The organism is Mediterraneibacter catenae, assembly GCF_008691045.1.
Lineage (GTDB): Bacteria > Bacillota > Clostridia > Lachnospirales > Lachnospiraceae > Mediterraneibacter > Mediterraneibacter ornithocaccae.
Genome location: NZ_VMSO01000002.1, coordinates 161,825 through 178,971, shown reverse-complemented (window position 1 = coordinate 178,971; position 17,147 = coordinate 161,825). Strand labels below are relative to the sequence as shown.

18 protein-coding genes and 1 pseudogene are annotated in these 17,147 nt (G+C 43.5%); 3 read left to right on the top strand and 16 right to left on the bottom strand.

From position 1 onward, the window contains the following. Nucleotides 1-33: 33 nt before the first annotated feature. The 5 genes from FNY66_RS02550 to FNY66_RS02530 all read right to left on the bottom strand — a co-directional run bounded on the left by FNY66_RS02550 (nt 34) and on the right by FNY66_RS02530 (nt 5,053). A complete protein-coding gene (locus FNY66_RS02550; RefSeq protein WP_150310194.1) occupies nt 34-1,107 on the bottom strand; it encodes an MFS transporter in 1,074 nt (357 codons plus the stop codon). A gap of 64 nt (nt 1,108-1,171) precedes the next feature. Continuing rightward, entirely contained in the window at nt 1,172-2,053 is an 882-nt protein-coding gene (locus FNY66_RS02545) for a carbon-nitrogen hydrolase family protein (protein ID WP_087151114.1), read from the bottom strand. Between the two features lie 64 nt (nt 2,054-2,117). Further along, complete coding sequence (locus FNY66_RS02540; protein WP_150310193.1) at nt 2,118-3,158, bottom strand: alcohol dehydrogenase; 1,041 nt, start codon at nt 3,156-3,158, stop codon at nt 2,118-2,120. 40 nt (nt 3,159-3,198) lie between these two features. Continuing rightward, nucleotides 3,199-4,140 (bottom strand): hypothetical protein, encoded by a 942-nt coding sequence (locus FNY66_RS02535; RefSeq protein WP_150310192.1) that lies wholly within the window; start codon nt 4,138-4,140, stop codon nt 3,199-3,201. 37 nt (nt 4,141-4,177) lie between these two features. Further along, a complete protein-coding gene (locus FNY66_RS02530) occupies nt 4,178-5,053 on the bottom strand; it encodes an SPL family radical SAM protein (protein WP_150310191.1) in 876 nt (291 codons plus the stop codon). Between the two features lie 205 nt (nt 5,054-5,258). On the opposite strand from FNY66_RS02530, the gene FNY66_RS02525 reads away from it, so the two are divergent. Then, entirely contained in the window at nt 5,259-5,705 is a 447-nt protein-coding gene (locus FNY66_RS02525) for a hypothetical protein (RefSeq protein WP_150310190.1), read from the top strand. Nucleotides 5,706-5,824: 119 nt separating this feature from the next. Here FNY66_RS02525 and FNY66_RS02520 read toward each other — a convergent pair whose 3' ends face one another. The 6 genes from FNY66_RS02520 to FNY66_RS15415 all read right to left on the bottom strand — a co-directional run bounded on the left by FNY66_RS02520 (nt 5,825) and on the right by FNY66_RS15415 (nt 8,872). Further along, a complete protein-coding gene (locus FNY66_RS02520; protein ID WP_087152302.1) occupies nt 5,825-6,799 on the bottom strand; it encodes a P1 family peptidase in 975 nt (324 codons plus the stop codon). Next, nucleotides 6,799-6,981: a helix-turn-helix transcriptional regulator gene (locus FNY66_RS02515; RefSeq protein ID WP_150310189.1), complete on the bottom strand. Its 183-nt coding sequence runs from the start codon at nt 6,979-6,981 to the stop codon at nt 6,799-6,801. Before FNY66_RS02515 ends, FNY66_RS02520 begins: the two co-directional genes overlap by 1 nt. A 117-nt stretch (nt 6,982-7,098) precedes the next feature. Beyond that, nucleotides 7,099-7,644, bottom strand: coding sequence for a GrpB family protein (locus FNY66_RS02510; protein ID WP_087152308.1), 546 nt, complete (start codon nt 7,642-7,644; stop codon nt 7,099-7,101). 13 nt (nt 7,645-7,657) lie between these two features. After that, a complete protein-coding gene (locus FNY66_RS02505; RefSeq protein ID WP_087152309.1) occupies nt 7,658-8,197 on the bottom strand; it encodes an NUDIX domain-containing protein in 540 nt (179 codons plus the stop codon). Between the two features lie 21 nt (nt 8,198-8,218). Continuing rightward, complete coding sequence (locus tag FNY66_RS02500) at nt 8,219-8,650, bottom strand: hypothetical protein (RefSeq protein WP_229409424.1); 432 nt, start codon at nt 8,648-8,650, stop codon at nt 8,219-8,221. 72 nt (nt 8,651-8,722) lie between these two features. Next, nucleotides 8,723-8,872 (bottom strand): hypothetical protein, encoded by a 150-nt coding sequence (locus FNY66_RS15415; protein ID WP_162607907.1) that lies wholly within the window; start codon nt 8,870-8,872, stop codon nt 8,723-8,725. 237 nt (nt 8,873-9,109) lie between these two features. Here FNY66_RS15415 and FNY66_RS15890 point away from each other — a divergent pair. Continuing rightward, nucleotides 9,110-9,259: pseudogene (locus FNY66_RS15890) on the top strand (IS4 family transposase); the annotation flags it as partial. A gap of 75 nt (nt 9,260-9,334) precedes the next feature. On the opposite strand, the gene FNY66_RS02495 reads toward FNY66_RS15890, so the two are convergent. After that, nucleotides 9,335-11,062 (bottom strand): IS1634 family transposase, encoded by a 1,728-nt coding sequence (locus tag FNY66_RS02495; protein WP_150310188.1) that lies wholly within the window; start codon nt 11,060-11,062, stop codon nt 9,335-9,337. Between the two features lie 346 nt (nt 11,063-11,408). On the opposite strand from FNY66_RS02495, the gene FNY66_RS15685 reads away from it, so the two are divergent. Then, complete coding sequence (locus FNY66_RS15685; RefSeq protein WP_150310187.1) at nt 11,409-12,980, top strand: L,D-transpeptidase family protein; 1,572 nt, start codon at nt 11,409-11,411, stop codon at nt 12,978-12,980. Between the two features lie 100 nt (nt 12,981-13,080). On the opposite strand, the gene FNY66_RS02485 is transcribed toward FNY66_RS15685, so the two are convergent. The 4 genes from FNY66_RS02485 to FNY66_RS02470 all read right to left on the bottom strand — a co-directional run bounded on the left by FNY66_RS02485 (nt 13,081) and on the right by FNY66_RS02470 (nt 16,285). Continuing rightward, nucleotides 13,081-14,619, bottom strand: a complete 1,539-nt coding sequence (locus FNY66_RS02485; RefSeq protein WP_150310186.1) for a hypothetical protein — start codon at nt 14,617-14,619, stop codon at nt 13,081-13,083. 464 nt (nt 14,620-15,083) lie between these two features. Next, on the bottom strand, nt 15,084-15,341 hold the full coding sequence (locus FNY66_RS02480; protein ID WP_087152313.1) for a hypothetical protein: 258 nt from the start codon (nt 15,339-15,341) through the stop codon (nt 15,084-15,086). Nucleotides 15,342-15,384: 43 nt separating this feature from the next. Beyond that, nucleotides 15,385-15,654, bottom strand: coding sequence for a hypothetical protein (locus FNY66_RS02475; protein ID WP_087152314.1), 270 nt, complete (start codon nt 15,652-15,654; stop codon nt 15,385-15,387). Nucleotides 15,655-15,721: 67 nt separating this feature from the next. After that, nucleotides 15,722-16,285 carry a hypothetical protein gene (locus tag FNY66_RS02470; protein ID WP_150310185.1) on the bottom strand — a complete coding sequence of 188 codons (564 nt, stop codon included), beginning with the start codon at nt 16,283-16,285 and terminating at the stop codon, nt 15,722-15,724. Between the last annotated feature and the right edge of the window lie 862 nt (nt 16,286-17,147).

The following is a 17,147-nucleotide window of genomic DNA, read 5'->3' as shown; positions in this document are numbered from 1 at the left end:
AACGTCATCTCATCGCCCCCTTTATCTCGATTTTTACGCTCTTTTCTTTGTTCCGGCTTCCGGCAGAAGAAGACCTGTAATTATCAGTATCAGAGAAATCACTGTCAGGACCGAATATACCGCAGGAGATGATACTCCCCCTGTTCCGGAAAATAGAGGAAGGACACCTAGGTACAGCGCAAAAGTCAGCAGACCAAAGGCTGTCCCCGGATATGCGGGAATCTTTCGGTACAGTTCGCTCAATGTGACCGGCATCGTCATATTAAAGAGAAGAACTCCGATAAGAGCCGCGCCCATATGATCCGAAACAGCCAGCAAGATCGCCGCAATCCCGAGAGATACCGCGGCAGTCTGAAGGCTTCCGAAAACATCAGAAGCAAATCCGCCAAGCATTTTCCCGAGAAAGACTGCTCCGGTCAGAAAAATCCCGGTAATAATACTATCATTCCATGAGAAAGAAAATATTGATCCCTCGAAAGAACGGAGCACCACCACAAGGAACAGACAAATCAGTGACAAAGCCTCCCTGCCCGGAGAATCAGAAAATGGCTTTTCATTTCCTGCATTTGTCTGTCCGCTTCGTGTCTCTGTAATACTGCTCTTCTTCTCTGCGGCTGTCAGCCTTAATGAATATGCAGACAGCACAAATAAGATCACGGCAGCCGGAATAAAGATCCGGTTTATCATCGGTATTACCGAGCCGGCGTATATTCCGAGCGCGCCGGTTGACACAAATATTCCGGAAGCCGATGCTCTCCCGTGATATTTCCTAAGGATGCCGGCTCCGCTGCCCACATGGAACAGTGCATTTCCGATGCCTGCCGTTACAGTCAGCGCGAATGAGTCTGCCCCGGTCAAAAGTACTGCAAGACACAGGAAACATCCGGCTGAAGCTGTGATACTTCCGGCTTTGTCCGATCTCGCCGTAATCCGGTCAAGAAGGACACCCGCCGGCAGCTGTCCTGCAAACGCCAGAAAATTATAGAGCAGCATCTTCAAATACCAGGATTCACTGCCGGGGATCTTGTTTATGATCATCCATGCGCAAATGAAATCGACCATAAAATGTGTTGCGGACGCCCATATAAGCTTCTTGTGTCTTCTCATCAGCGCTCTCTCCTTCCCCTTTTGTATATAAGAGCATTCTACGGACGGATTTGTTGCATCCTTTTTACTGCCGGTAATCTTCTCTTATAAATGGAGGCTCTATTTTAGTTTCTGTCAGGATTCCGTACTTCCCGGGGTGTCGGTACGCATTGCCGTGCACTTCATTCTCCCGGTAGTCTCTCAGCTGATTCAAATCAAGCCCGGCAATATAAATCCCCTCTTCACCGCCTGCTTCCAGAATACAGGTATCCCTCGAGCCTTCTTCTTCCGGGAGATATGCCACACCGTCAAAAAGGGTTGATCTTCCGTTACAGTCCGGAACGATTTCCGGATAGTTGCAGGTGGCGACTGCCAGCATATTTTCGTAAGCTCTCGCACGAAGCTGAGATAGCCGGTTGATCTCCATCGGGCAGGCGTTCGGGACAAGAATGAGTTCCGCGCCCTGCAGCATCAGTATTCTCGCGCTTTCCGGAAATTCCCGGTCATAGCAGATCATCGCGCCGACTTTTACGATACCAAACGCTGTATCAAGCTCAGTAACACAGAAACCTTCTCCCGGAGTCAAATTTCTCTCCACACTGAAATCGCATGTATGCACTTTTGCATAGGTCATCTTCCGCTCCCCGAACCGGTCAAAAAGAACCAGTGTATTGCGGACACCGTCCGCGTATTTCTCAAGCAGGGTAATACCGATCGCCATATCAAGTTCGCCTGCAAGTTTTCCGAAGCTATTGACAAAATCGCTGTCGGCCGGTACCGCTTCTCTTTCCCATTCTTCTGCCGGACGGTCATGTATGTCATAGCCATTGCTCCACATTTCCGGGAATAAGGCAATATCCGCCCCCTTTTTCTTCGCCATACGGCAGCATCCCATTCCTTTCTCGAGATTGTCATCAAGCGAGCCGCAGGGAGCGATCTGCAGCAGGGCAATTTTTAATATATCCATAAATGATATTCCTTTCCGATCCATACTTTCAAAACAGTTTCTCACCCGCATCATATGCAGATAGTCATGGCGTCACAGCATATTTGATGACATGATCTTTCTTATTCTCAAATACTTCATACGCCTCCATGATCTCATCCAGCCTGCAGCGGTGGGTGATAAGAAAACCTGCATCAAGTTTTCCGCATGCGGTCAGATCCATGATCTCCTGACAATAACTTCCATCCACACCGCCAGTCTTGAACACGAGGTTCTTGCCGTACATATCCGGCAGTGGAAGTGTCTGTACTTCCTCATACATCGCCACGATCACGACGACAGCATTAGGTCTTGCGATCTTCCAAGCCGTCTGGAACGTATCTTTCCCTCCTGCGACTTCAAATACCGTATCAGCACCTCTTCCGTCTGTAAGTTCCCTTATCTTGCCTTCTATATCCTCTCTTCCCGGAACAAGTGTGATATCTGCCAGGCCTTTTTCCTTTGCCAAGTTCAGTCTGTATTCATCCGTATCTATGGCAATGATCCTGGCAGGTGTATACAGGCGGGCACACAGCATTGTGCAAAGTCCTGTCGGTCCCGCTCCGATCACAGCTACTGTGTCGGCAGGCCTGATTTCTCCGATCTTAGCCGCCCAGTATCCGGTAGAAAGTATATCGCCGTTAAAAAGCGCTTGCTCGTCCGTCACATTATCAGGTATGACAGTCAGGCCGTTGTCTGCGAACGGTATCCGCGCATATCCGGCCTGTCCTCCGTCAATGCGGCATCCCAGAGCCCATCCGCCATGCTCATCCGTACAATTATTTACAAAACCTCTTTTACAGAAAAAACACTCTCCGCAGAACGTCTCCACATTTACTGCCACCCGGTCGCCGGGCTTTATTTTCTTTACCGCACTCCCTGTCTCAACGACTCTGCCGACAAACTCGTGTCCCAGGATCGTTCCCGGCACCGCTCTGGGTACAGCGCCGTGTTTAACATGTATGTCGCTCGAACAGATCGTCGTCAGGGTTACCTGCACGATCGCATCCCTTTCATCAAGTATCTCCGGCATGGGACGATCTGTAAGAACAATCTGCCCGTTTTCCTCATATACAACTGCTTTCATAGTACATCCCCCATTCTTTTATTGAACCTCTCTTTATGTATTAAGAATTCAGTACGGTCTGTTCCAGCTCTTTTTTCAGACTCTCCTGCTTATTGCAAATTTCTTCTTCCATTCGACCTAACTGCTCAAGAACCCGTTTGATCTGTTCACAAGTCTGATGCGTCCTGTTCCACGAGTCGTTGATCCTGTCATATACCATCCAGTCTGCGAACAGTCCGTCAAAAAAGTAGTCAGCAAAATGCAGGAAATCCCCAATTTCCACGTAAAGGTCTCCGGATATTCTCTCCGTTACATCGGCGAGTTCCGTACGGAATCCCCGCAGCGCGTTCTGGAGATCCTGTATCCTGTCCTGCACCTTGTTGATTTTGTCATGTTTAGCCATATCAGCTATAAGATTGCCGCCCAGCAGATCGACTGTACTCCATTTCTTTGCACTGTCCAGATCTTCAAGAATCTTTTCCGCGATACGTAATGCACAGTTACCTGCATTTATGGCTTCCTCGATTTCTCTTTTCTGGTTCCCGTGAAATGCCAGTGCCTCTTCTATCTGCAGGATTCTTTCCGCCTCAGGGTTGCCGGACTGTTTGATCTGTTCTGTCTTTTCTCCCAAGATCTTTTCATATTGCTTCTCACAATCCTGCAGTTCAAGAATCCGTTTCCGGCAGTATTCTATCTCCTCATTCACTGCCCGGAGTTCACTTTCTGCCGACTTATATTTCACTGCCGCTGCGTAAGCTTCCGCTTCTTCTTTCGTCAGCTTCTCATCCATTTTTCCTGTTGTTCTGTAGAAAAATGCCGTAATGCTCCTTTTGTTCAGGCGATCTACGTCTCCCTGCTCTTTCTGCATGATTTTTTGAAGTTCTTCTGTTCTTTTCTCCAGGTCCGACTGCTGCAGAAACAGATCAGATAATTTTGCATCTGTCCTCTGCTTTTCCATGATTTCCTGCTGAAGACGCTGAAGTTCACTGTCGTAATAGTTCATATCCAATCCCCCTTGTTCTTTCTATTATTGATTCCATTTATAAATCCCATAACGTCATCTGACTTCCTATGTTTTTTTCTTCGAATTTGTTCAGATACGTGAAGATTTCTTCTATGTCATATTTTATTCCGCTTCCATCACACTTGTCCCGGAAAAGTTTCATCAGACTTTCATGATTTCTACTTCTCACCTCGTACTGACTGCCGTATTCATATATGTATCTATCTTTCAGAGCGGGGAAACATCGGTCAAGCTGTCTGTAAAAATACTCTCTGTTCCCTTCCCGAAGGGTCAGTCCCATACCGAAACAGATCACGCCGTACACCTTTGCATCTGTGCAGTAATCCATTATCCCTGCGATATTTTCTTCCGTATCATTGATAAAAGGCAAGATTGGGCAGAGCCACACAACAGTCGGAATACCAGAATCCCGAAGTATTTTGAGCACTCTGACACGCTCGGACGTTACGCAGACATTCGGCTCAATTTTCCTGCACAGATCATCATCATATGTCGTCAGTGTCATTTGAACCACACATTTTGTCAATTTATTTATCCGGGATAACAGATCCAGATCCCGTAATATGCGGTCGGATTTTGTCTGAAGCGTAACACCGAAACCGTATTTATATATCAGTTCCAGGGCTTTTCGTACATTTCCAAGCTCCAGTTCAAGCGGTATATACGGGTCTGTCATGGCTCCGGTACCGATCATACATTTCTTTCGTTTGCTCCGGAGTGCTTTTTCCAGCAGTTCTATCGCATTTTCTTTGACTTCAATATCCTCAAAATCATGATCCATATGATAACATCTGCTTCTTGAGTCACAGTAAATGCAGCCGTGCGTGCATCCACGATACAGGTTCATCCCGTTTTGTGGGGACAGGATTCCCTTTGCATTGACAAAGTGCATATTTCAACTTCCTCCGTCAGATTTCTGTAATTGTTACTTTTACGATTTTTTCAGTACAGTATTTTATCAATCTTTTGAAATTCAATTGTTGTATTTATTATACTATAGGCTATTCTCACTGTCATTTCATTTCTCTGCTCTTGCTATTTGGGTAGAGCAGAAGTACAATTATCTCTAAATAAAATCATCTACGGAGAAATACACCATGTCCAATAGGGAAGAAAGAATTGCAGACAGACACTTAGATAAGATCACTATAAACTATTTCGACAAGCTTGTTCAGATTACCTGTGACGAGGCACTGAAAAATTATCTTGAGGAACCGGGAAACGGAGCTGTCGAGCTCAGCGCCCATATACTGAAAGAACATAAAAAGCGCCAGAAATCCGAACTGAAGATCAGTAAGGATTCACTGGCAATTGAGATACTTGCTCATACATATGCAGATATATTTTCGGAAACAGTATCCTCTGCAGAGCTCCACCTTCCCGCCGCACTGTCAAAAGCGGTGCTTAAACTGATGAAACAAGTTCATGCGCACACAGAAATCATCGACTGCGGAGAATCAGATGTAGATAACAACCGATGGATATGGGACGGGCTTACTGTCTTCAAAAAGATCATCTATAAGGCATTAGGCGACCGCGCATAACCGCGCGTGCCGCCCGACGCGGAACGGTCTGCCTAATTCAGTTGTAACTCCTGATCAGATACTCAAACTATAATTTATTATTTCTTTCCCTGTTCTCATCTGAACTACTGCCCTCTCCTTTATAAATCTTCCGCCGCAGGAAATCCATAGGCGCTCTTCGCACTTTTCACCGCGCGAATGATGGCTTCGCTCATCACTTCTGCCGCCACTGAACCTGTAAGATCCATATCTGCTGAAACATTTCCCACAGATACAGCGTAGATACTGTCCCCGTCCGCCGACGTATGCACAGGCCGAATGGAACGGGCATACCCGTCATGTACCATCCCTGCGATCTTACACAGTCGTGCTTTATCAAACTCCGCGTTCGTGATCACAACTCCAATCGTTGTATTTCCTGTGAATTTATTTTCTACAGCCCGGGTATCCGCACACATCATTTCTTCCGTATCACGGAATGTTCTCCTGTCCTCCTTTAAGAGTCCGGCAATCTTTTCTCCGGTTTTCCAGTCAAAAATATCCCCCAGGGCATTTACAGCCACCACTGCAGCTATCTGCAGTTCGCCAATCTGTACGGCATAGCTTCCGATCCCCGATTTCATACAGTATTCCATTCCTGCAAATTTGCCTACCGTGGCGCCGCATCCTGCTCCATAATTTCCATCTCGATAGTTTCCGCCATTTTCTGAATTCACGCACGCCGCATATCCCATCTCCTTATCCGGGCGTACATAAGGATTACCTACTGTAAGGTCAAACAGATCAGACTGGCAGACAAGAGGGACCTTTATAGGCAGACCGACGTCAAAACCGATTCCTCTCTCCTCGAGATACTGCATCACTCCATCCGCCGCATTCAGACCGAAAGCGCTGCCTCCTGCCAACACAATCCCATGGATCACCTGTGCAGCAGCAAGAGGATTTAAAAGCTCTGATTCACGTGAAGCCGGGCCGCCGCCTCTGACGTCCATACCTGCCGCCATCCCGTGATCTGACAAAAACACAGTACATCCAGTCCCTGCGACTGTATTTTCAGCTTGTCCGATTCTTATCCCCTTAATTTCTTCCAAACCTATCTCATGCTTTTTGGCCATCACTCGCAATCTCCTCCCTGCTTATTTGCCGCTTCCGCATCGATCAGCACTTCGGCATCAGGTACGGATTTTCCGTTTTCCCATTTTGAAACAGTCTGCCGTACAACATGAAGGCTCACCGCCATTTCCTCCTGGCTGAGCCCTTTTTCTTTACGGTATCTTCGTATATTATCATTGATCATGATTTACACTGTCCTCTCAATATAAAATTAAGCACCGGAGCTGCTTAAAGTATATTCACAGAGACGGTGTTTTTACAAGCAACAAAAATTAACACCACATCGCCTTTATCTAATAGATTAAAAATCATCCCCAGCCAAACTCAATTTCCATGTTCTGGCTTCTGTTAGCAAGCGTTGTATGATTTCTTCCTTCCCCGCCGTATAGCTCTTTCGATCATTCGAGAACTGCATTGCTAATTTCCGCTTGCATGCATCATATAACATTGCTTTTTCAGGAAATGTATTCAGGAAGTCTCGAAAGTTAATATAATCAATCCATTTTGTGCCATTCCACTTAACTACATGAATATGATGTGTTCGTATCTCATCATTTCCCATTACAAATAGAAATTCGCCCTCAATTACTTCTCCACGAAAAATAATATCATTCTGCTTTAGCACCTCTATATGAGGTAATATGTCATTTAAGTCACGCACAGCAACAGAAATATCAATAATCGGTTTTGCATGTATTAAATAGACAGCTGTACTTCCGACGTGTTGAATATCAATTGCTGTATCTCCTAAAAGATGTTTTAATAAACTGATTATTTTCTCAGCATCTTCACTCCATTTTTCCTGATAAGGTACTAATGTGACGGTTCCTCTTTTCAACCCTATCATATTATATTTCCCCTCATAGATTTGCTGCAAACGTAAGCAGTATTCCGATCACAGTCTTTGCATCAGCCAGTTTTCCTGTGCGTACAAGTTCATATGCATCATCCAAAGAAATCCACTTCTTCTCAATATCAGCTTCCTCATTTTCTCTTTTGAATTCGGGAACTTCTTTTAGATTTCTTGCCAGATAAACATATGTTTTTTCATTTGTCCATCCTGCCGAATTATAAAATATAGTCAGAAGTTTAATGTCTTCGGCTGTTGTATCTGTTTCTTCCTGCAGCTCCCGAATTGCCGTCTCTTCCGGCTTCTCTCCACAAATATCCATCTTTCCCGCAGGGATCTCCCAGACCGGACAGCCCATTGGATGGCGGTACTGACGTATCATAAGTATCCGCCTCTGCTCATCCATAGCCACGACCGCAACTGCGTCACTGGACACCGCTGTCTCCCTGATAAAATGCTTTCCATCCCCGCGTGTCAGCGTATCCTTTCTGATAGAGATGATTTTGCCTTTATAAACTTCTTCTGAATTTATTACTTTCGGAATATTCATCAAAAAACCTCCTGCATACTTCTAGCAATATCCCCATGAAAGCAGTTCCCACTCACCATTATCCGTACGGGCAAGCCACCATTGGTAATCATCATAGTCCGTATCTGCATTCCAATTGACGGGAGCATTTTTAGATGTGTGAAAATCGCTTTCAAACATTATGCATTGCGTAAATTCATCTGACAGATTTTTTGCTTCCGCCAGCTCGTTCAACCAAGAAATATTCCTAGAATTACATTCATCATCCGATGAATAAGAAATACTTTTAAGTTCAAACCCATCCCATGTAACGAATTCGTCTTCTATTAGTTCTATTGCCTCATTCATCTCCTCTTCCGAATAAATCGAGGAAGTACCATAATCTACTTTTACTTCTGAGACAGAACCTTTTTCACATCCAGTCAACCCGCAAATACACATAACTGATAACAAAAATAAAATTCTCTTCTTCACCTTGCAGCGCCTCCTAACCTTACATAATCTGTTATTTCTGATTTGTTTTTAGCAGCTAATAATTGCCGGAAGTCATTTCATTTCCACAATTACAGAATCTTCCATTATCTCAACATCCTCAAGCAGACTGCTGTACAGACTTTTTGACACATCTTCAATAGTTAACTCTTTATTATCCGTAAGTACGACATAATAAGTTTCTGCTTCAGCAGTAGGCCACATGCCGCTTAACTCCAATCTGTATTGATATGTAATCACTCATTTCATAGTAAGTATAGATGATCCCATTGCTTTAAGAATCTTTTTTATCATTCAGTCCTCCATATGCCGATATTTTAGAAATGCCGATATAATCTCTCTGAAATCCCATGCCTGCCGTGATACCAGGCATGGGAAATAAAATGTCGGCATTTATTTCAAGCCGCAAAGGCGTTTGAGCACTTCTTCATCATTGGCATACTTGGCATCCTAATGGATGCCTTGATGGCAAGCCTTCAGGAAATCTTAAAACTCAGCGATGAGCAATTGACAGCTTTTACTGCTGATTTTGAAGCAAGACTGCCGAAATATCTGCGTAACGCACTCCATCCTGAGGCTATAGGGGCATAAATCACTATTTTGTCAGCTGAAATATTGAATTTTCAAGGAGCGAAGCCCATTTCAGGTATGGGAAGTCTTAGTAATTTATTCTTTCCCCTTGCTTTTCTTCTGGATTGTTCTCATTTTACTTTTGGTTATGAATTGGTAGTCAGTCCGGAAACCGCAGGCTTCATGAAGATCATCCGTAATCTTTTCCCGCCGATACAGTGGGATGAAGCCCTGCTCCTGTATCCCGGCGAAATTCATTGCTTTCAATGTATCCAGCAATTCCTCACAGGTATATTTCGAATCCAGTTTTTTTTCAAGATAACGGTAGACAGTTAATGCAAGGAAACAGATCAGAAAATGTGCCTTGACCCTGTTTTCATCCCTTAAATAAACCGGTCTTGCAGAAAAATCTGTTTTCATGATCCGGAAGCATTCCTCGATCTGCCATCTGCCTTCACTTACTTTTAAAATATCACCGATTCCATCATCCAAAAGATCCGTGCACACTGCATAGAGTCCGTCATACTGCGCCTCATCCGCAATCTTATCTTCATCCAGATATTGCTTAATATTCGCAGCTTCCCCATCCTTTGTAACAGCCATCTTTCCAATGAAACGTGCCGGGTCATTGGGGTTCTTTCGGTTCTTCTTGGCATTCCCCGAATCCAGTATCTTTTGTGCCCGTTCCACCTGTTTGTCACGGATAGATTTCTGATACAGGGCATACTTTGGGGAATAAGTTATGATCAAGCGCTGGTGAAGTTTTTGGGTGGTATACGGTTCGTCCTTGTAATAAAGCCCTTTATCATCTTCCGGCAGTTTCGTGATATCGACAGGTTTATCATCGGAGACCCGTTTAAATCCCTGCGGGCTCAGTGCCCACTCTTTTTCTTCTTTCTTCAGCTTTTTAATCGACTGGGTTACGATATAAGCCCGTTCTCCCATGTGGTTGTATTCCCGGATGGATTCCGAACCCAGTCCGGCATCGCTGCAATAAATAAATTTCTGGCATCCGAATTCTCCAAGGGCCTTCTTCTCCAGAGGTTTCAGCGATGTCTGCTCGTTTGCGTTTCCCGGGAAAAGGGAAAACGCAAGAGGAATGCCGTCCCCATCCATGAACAGCCCCATTTGGATAATCGGATTCGGTCTGTGTTCTTTGCTTTTTCCGTACTTTTTGCTGCCATCTTCTTGTTCAATCTCGAAATAATAATTGGAGCAGTCATAATAAAGGATCTTATCATTCCTTTCCCCCATGAAATGGCTGTTTTTATAGACTTCTGCCTGGATCATGTCACATTCCGCGCAGAGAACATCCAGCGCGCGGTATATATCATGAAGTTCATAGGAAGGTTTTTCCAAGAACTCCGATGCAGCTTTATAGGAAGAGCGCTTGCTACATGGCTCCAGTATCCTTGCATAGATCAAGTCGGAAAGGATTGCATTGATGTCATATTTAAACTTATATCTTTGTTTCAATTTCCGACAGATCTTATTCATCTGCATCTGATAATAAATGAACTGCAGGAAAAGGTATCCTCCACGGAAAAAGGTTTGTTTATGATAATCCAGCAAGCGGCCTGCATGAAAAGTGAGTTTTATCTGTTTTTCTTCTTTTTCCTGTTTATACTTTAAAGTTTCTATGCGCGCTTGTTCTTTTGCCCAGGCCATTACATCGTCTCGTGTCGGACCGTGCTCTGGTAAAAGTTCTTTTAAAGTTCCCAGTTTCCTGACGATGACAGAAGTACTAACTCCTTTGTCATTAACATAGCCTTTTGAAATATAAAAAGATTCAGCGTTCTTGGATTTCGAGGTTACAACTCTCATAGAATAAAGCCTCCTTTTATATATTTTACAATACATTGCAATAAAATGCAATATATAAAAACATAAAATTTGACACAAAAAAAGCAGGTTTTATGCGGCCTGCAAGATATTTTTTTATTATTCAACTGTCAAACTCCCGATTTGCTCCTTATACTGAGAAAGGCACAGACAAACCTTCCACAAACAACACAGACAAACGATAAGCTCTATGTCGTTGACAACCATAATCTGAGTTGATAAAATATAAGAAATTCAGATTATAAATGAGGAGGGATACAGTTTTATCGTAAAATAGCACATAGTTCTATTTCTGTAAAATGACAGTAAAAAGGAGGGTACATTTAATATGAAGAGAAAGAAAATCGGCGTGATCGTGACCGGTCTTATCCTCTCAGGTATTCTTGCTCTCAGCCCGGCAGTCTCTCTGTATGCAGAAGACGGCACCGTAAGTGTTTATGAAGCAGAAGCTGACGAAAATCTTTCCGGACAGCAGACCGGAGAGGATGAAAGTTCTAACCAGCCATCCGATACGGGAAATAGTGATATTCCATCTGATGAGACCGGAGATACCGGGAATCAGGAAGATAATTCGGATACCGGCTCCCAGGATGACGCTGATACATCGGAAGATCCTCAGACTCCGGCAGAGGATGGCTCAGACGAAGGGCAGCCAGGGGATGACACACAAACCGGAGAAGACAGCAATCCGGGTGATGATCAGACTGGAAATGATGATTCCGATGAAGAACAGCCGGGTGAAAGCAATCCGGGTGATGAAACACCGGAAGAACCGGAAGAGCCATTTACCGGCCTTCAGGAACAGCCGGACGGCTCCTGGTATTATCTGATTGAAGGAATACTTCAGGATACATACACCGGACTGGTAAAAGACACTGATGGTACATGGTATTATGTTGAAAACGGTATCGTTAATTTTGATGCTACAGGGCTGATCAAACATGTCAGCGGTACATGGTATTACGTAAAAAACGGTGTGATGCAAAGTGATTATACAGGACTTATCAAAAACATTGACGGCATCTGGTATTATATAAAAGACGGCAGAATGCAGAGCAATTATACCGGGCTTGCCAGACACAGTACAGGTTCCTGGTACTACATCAAGAACGGTGTAGTACAGCATGGCGTCACTGGTCTTGTAAAGCATGTCAGCGGTTCCTGGTATTATGTCAAGGACGGCAGAATGCAGAGTAATTTTAACGGACTTGTCAAGCATACCACAGGATCATGGTATTATGTCAAAGCCGGGAAAGTACAGCACAACTATACTGGTATGGCGAAGCACACGACCGGTTCCTGGTATTATATCAAGAACGGCAGAATGCAGAATAACTATACCGGACTGGCAAAGCATACAAGCGGCACATGGTATTATGTTGTTAAAGGCAAATGGAACAGCTCATATAACGGGGTCGTTACTTATAACGGTAAATACTATACTGTTAAAAACGGGAAAAAAGTCGGAACCGGAATGGAAGTAAGTCAGGTTTCCATGTATAACAAGGCTCAGCAGTACAGCAGCCAGACCAAATGGCTCATCCTTGTTGATACAAAAGCAAACAGAGTAGGAATCTACAATGGTTCCAAGGGCAACTGGACGCAGAAATATTTCTGGGTATGCACTACAGGAAAATCTTCTACTCCAACAGTAAAAGGGCAGTTTACAGTAGGAAGCAAAGGAAAAGCCTTCGGTCACGGCTATACATGCTGGTATTATACGCAGTTCTACGGCAATTATTTATTCCATTCCGTACTGTACGAGCCGGGAAGCATGACCGATATCCAGGACGGGCGTCTCGGAATCAACGCTTCCGCCGGATGTGTACGGCTCAGTATCGGGAATGCAAAATGGATCTATGACAACATTCCCAGCTCTACAAAGGTTGTTGTATACTGATTACATTAACTGTCAGAAATATAAAGAAATCGGGAAGTGGAAGCGAATTCCATTTCCCGATTTTCTAATATCACAGATATTCTACAGATCTGCAAGCTCTTTATACGTATGGGTATTCTCCTATACCGGCTTCTCCGATCTGGCCGTCTGCCCATCCCTTCACGCCATTAATGGTTATGTTGCACCACTGATGTGTCCATTGATTTGCATTTGCGTGAGTCCAGGATATCCCCAGATAATCCAGTACCATTCCTGTTGCACGGGTAGCTCCTGCACAGGAATATTCTCCTACGACAAATGGTCCCCATGCTTCCCTGTAGTACTTGCCTTCTGTTGTATATTCACTGTACTCACAGAAAACTGAAACCAATGCGGCAGCGTAAGCAGCCTGCTCCCATTTATCAGAGGAATAATCCTTTGCATCTGCCGCGATCCATTTCGCTATGGTCTGCGCAGCCTCCCGTAATTCACTTGTTGACATCTGGCTGACAGTCTTTCCGCTGCCGGCTTTCTTTCCATTTCTTACCGGATAATATTTCCCGTTATATTCCACCATACCGCTGAAATTCGGAATCCATCGTCCAAGTTCCACATAGTACCAGGTACCTGTCGTATGCTTTGCCAGGCCCGTATAATCACCCTGCATCTTACCTTTTACTGTATAATACCATGTACCAGTTGTGTGTTTACCCAGTCCGGTGTAATTGCTCTGCATCTTACCGCCTTCGATATAATACCATGTGCCACTGGTATGCTTTACAAAGCCCCTGAAGCTGCTCTGCATTCTGCCGGCCTTCACATAGTACCATGAACCACTGACATGCTTTACAAGCCCTGTCGTATTAAAGCGAACCATTCCCTTTTCCACATAGTACCAGGTACCTGTCGTATGCTTTACAAGCCCCGTATAGCTGCTATGCATCCTGCCGTCTTTTACATAGTACCAGCTTCCGCTGACGTGCTTGATCAGACCTGTTACATGGAACTGAATAATTCCATTTTCTACATAATACCAGGTACCTGTCGTATGCTTTACAAGTCCTGTATATGTATCCTGGAAAACTCCATCGACAAGATAATACCATTCTCCGTTCTCCTGCTTCTGAAGTCCTGTGAAGCTCTCTTCCGGATCTTCTGTTTCCTCTCCGGCCGGATCTTCATTTCCATCTTCTGACGGATCTTCGCTTCCATCCTCTGATGGATCCTCACTTCCATCTCCTGACGGATCCTCACTTCCGTCTCCTGACGGATCCTCACTTCCATCCCCTGATGGATCTTCGTTCCCGTCTCCTGACGGATCCTGACTTCCATCACCTGATGGGTCTTCGCTTCCGTCTCCCGCAGGATTCTCACCGCTGTCCTCACCAGGCGTCTGCTCTTCACCAGATCCATCGGTTCCCTCTTCACTGTCAGTTGTCTGATCTGTATCGCCTGTCCCAGCATCATCCTGACTCAGGTTATCATCTTCCTGATCATCCTGAATAACATTTTCCCCGACTCCGGTTGCCTGATCCTCCGTCTGATAAGCCACTGTCTCATCAGATTCAGCCGCGCACAGGGAAATTGCAGGATTGGCCGCCAATGCCCCCGCCAGAATCAAACCTACAGCTACTTTTCCTTTTTTCAGTTTTCTTTTCATTGCTTGAACCCTCCTCTGTTCTGCTTTTTAATACATTTTTCCATTTGTGGTTTGTTATGCTCTATACAGTCTTGTTAGCCACCTCCTCCAATTTCGTAATATTGGATACTATTAATCCATTATCCACATTGCAAAATTCCCCAGATTCGATCATACCGCCGCAACTTCAGATCATCATCAGTAATTTCTATCTGCTCCGGGCTATTATTTCTTTAGCATCTGGATTTTCTGCTTCTTCTTTCAATACATCTGAGGCATATTTTCCAAAACTCCTGTTTCACAGGTATCTCTCCTCTTTCTCCATAAATATATTAAAAGTATATTGCAAATCAGCACATTTTTCTATACCATAAATGTAACATGATGTACCAATATTTTAACATTTCCAGATATAATGCCTTCCTGAACCTCCCCGCAGATTCTCTTAGAGTTTTAAGACAGACTTTACAAAAGCCAAATCTTTGTCACACACCTTCTCCTCCTGCAGAACTTTTTTTGACTGCGCATCCTTCAAGAATCATTCGAGATGAATTACCAGAATTATAGTGTACATATGCAGAATTGACCATGTATCCTTTTCTGCATACTATATTTTGCAGTTCGATAAATACAGGCAATGTCAGTTCTTTCGAAAGAAGTCTTTTTTCAACATCTACGGCAATACATAAATATTGATCATCACTTATCGGATAATCTAAATGAATCGAATAATAACATTCCATCTGCTCCACCACCGGCCTATCCTTTCCGGCCCCAGCCTTATATTTAGAACATGTCAAGTATCTCAATAGAATCTAAAATATCTTTCAGCTTCTTATCTTCCATCTTTGTATCCAACACTTCTTCTACGCTGGCATACTTCTTTATATCTTTTTGGTCTGCATTCGGTGGATAAAACCAATACTCAACATGTCCCTTTAATGAGAAAAACCCATTTTTCACCCAATAAATTCCAATCAGGTAGTGTTCCCCTCTATATTGAAATTCAATTTCTCTATATTCTTCGGTTAATCTTATAAATTCTTCAGCTGTCATTTTTACCACCTCAACCACAACGGATTAGAACTTACACAACATTTGAACCAAACCAATTAACAATCTTTCACTCTATAACCAACGGACTCAGTCCTCGTCTTGATCTTTCTTTATTCACTATATCCAGATTATAATTTCCCAGTTTTATCAACTTAATTTGTGCTTTTGTCGAAAGTGTAGTAAAAGCTGACAATTCTTTTTTGTAAAATTCCAAGACAAAGTTTTTGTCCAATAAAGCTGGCAGAAGTTTTTTAATGTTTAAATCCAGTTGTGCATCTAATTCTTCTAAAGTAAAAACATCATATTCGAAATATACAGTTATATTCTCATAAGAATCTTCATCTATTTCATCAACGTCAAAGTGATATTTTGAAAGATCATCTTCAGGATCGGTTGTAAAAAAGAATCTACTACTCCAGTCAAAATCCCCTCGGAAAGGCATTTTCTCGTCATCCGGAAGATAAATAACTCCATATTCAATATAATATCCTTTACAATATGAATGATGATCCATATATATTCCAATCAGATAATTATCATCTAATATTTTATAAAGTCCATTTCCACGTGAGCGAAAGCCCAATTCTTTCATTTTATTCTTTATAAATTTCTGAACTTCTTTTTTTTCCATCTGTTTTCCCTTTCCTCTTCGTGAAAGCAATTTGCTTCTTAATCGTTCCTGTTTCTCTACTACAAAATGATTTTTTCCGGGAGCCACCGTCTTTTAGTTCTTTCGACTTGATTAATTTTTCGCGCCCGTTAATTTATTCCTTTTCAATAGATATTTTTAATCCCTTCAGGAAACTGCTCTTGGAATTAATTATGCAACGTTCCAACCCTTTTTTCCCATAGTATGGTCATACTCTTATCTTCCAGTGTATTGCATAATCCATTATCTTTTTATAAATATAGTACGTGTGGATTAAATATCATCTGCTATAAGAGATTCTCCTATATCTTGAACTATATCGATGCCTAAAAAATCTGCTTGATCCGCTCCTTTCTCCTTTCTGCTTTCAGCACTTTATCCCTGTTCCTTCTAAATAACATTCCAAAATAAATTCTAGTACAAGCCCCTGCAGACAGCCACCTTTAACGGTCATCAGGGCCATATTATCCGGCCAGACCGGGACATCCCCGGCCATTAACCGTTATGCCGCGAAAGGCTCTTTACATGAGTAGCACATGATAGGCTCTCTGCCTTGGCAAATCCGCCTGTGGTGCTGGTTTGCCGGCTTTGCCAGAATATCATGTGTGATGGAGGCTCATGTCAAGAGTACCGTGGAATAATGGTTAATGGCCGGCCGGATAATATGACTCACGCTGGCCGGATAATATGGCACAGGTGGCCGTTTTGGATGACAATCTGCAGCCCCATTCTATCTTTGTGTCAAGCCGTCAAAGCATCGGCTTGACACAATCGGTAAATTATCAGTAACTAAAACTTCCCACACCAATACGGTGTGTTGAACCTTGAAAATTCAATATTTCAG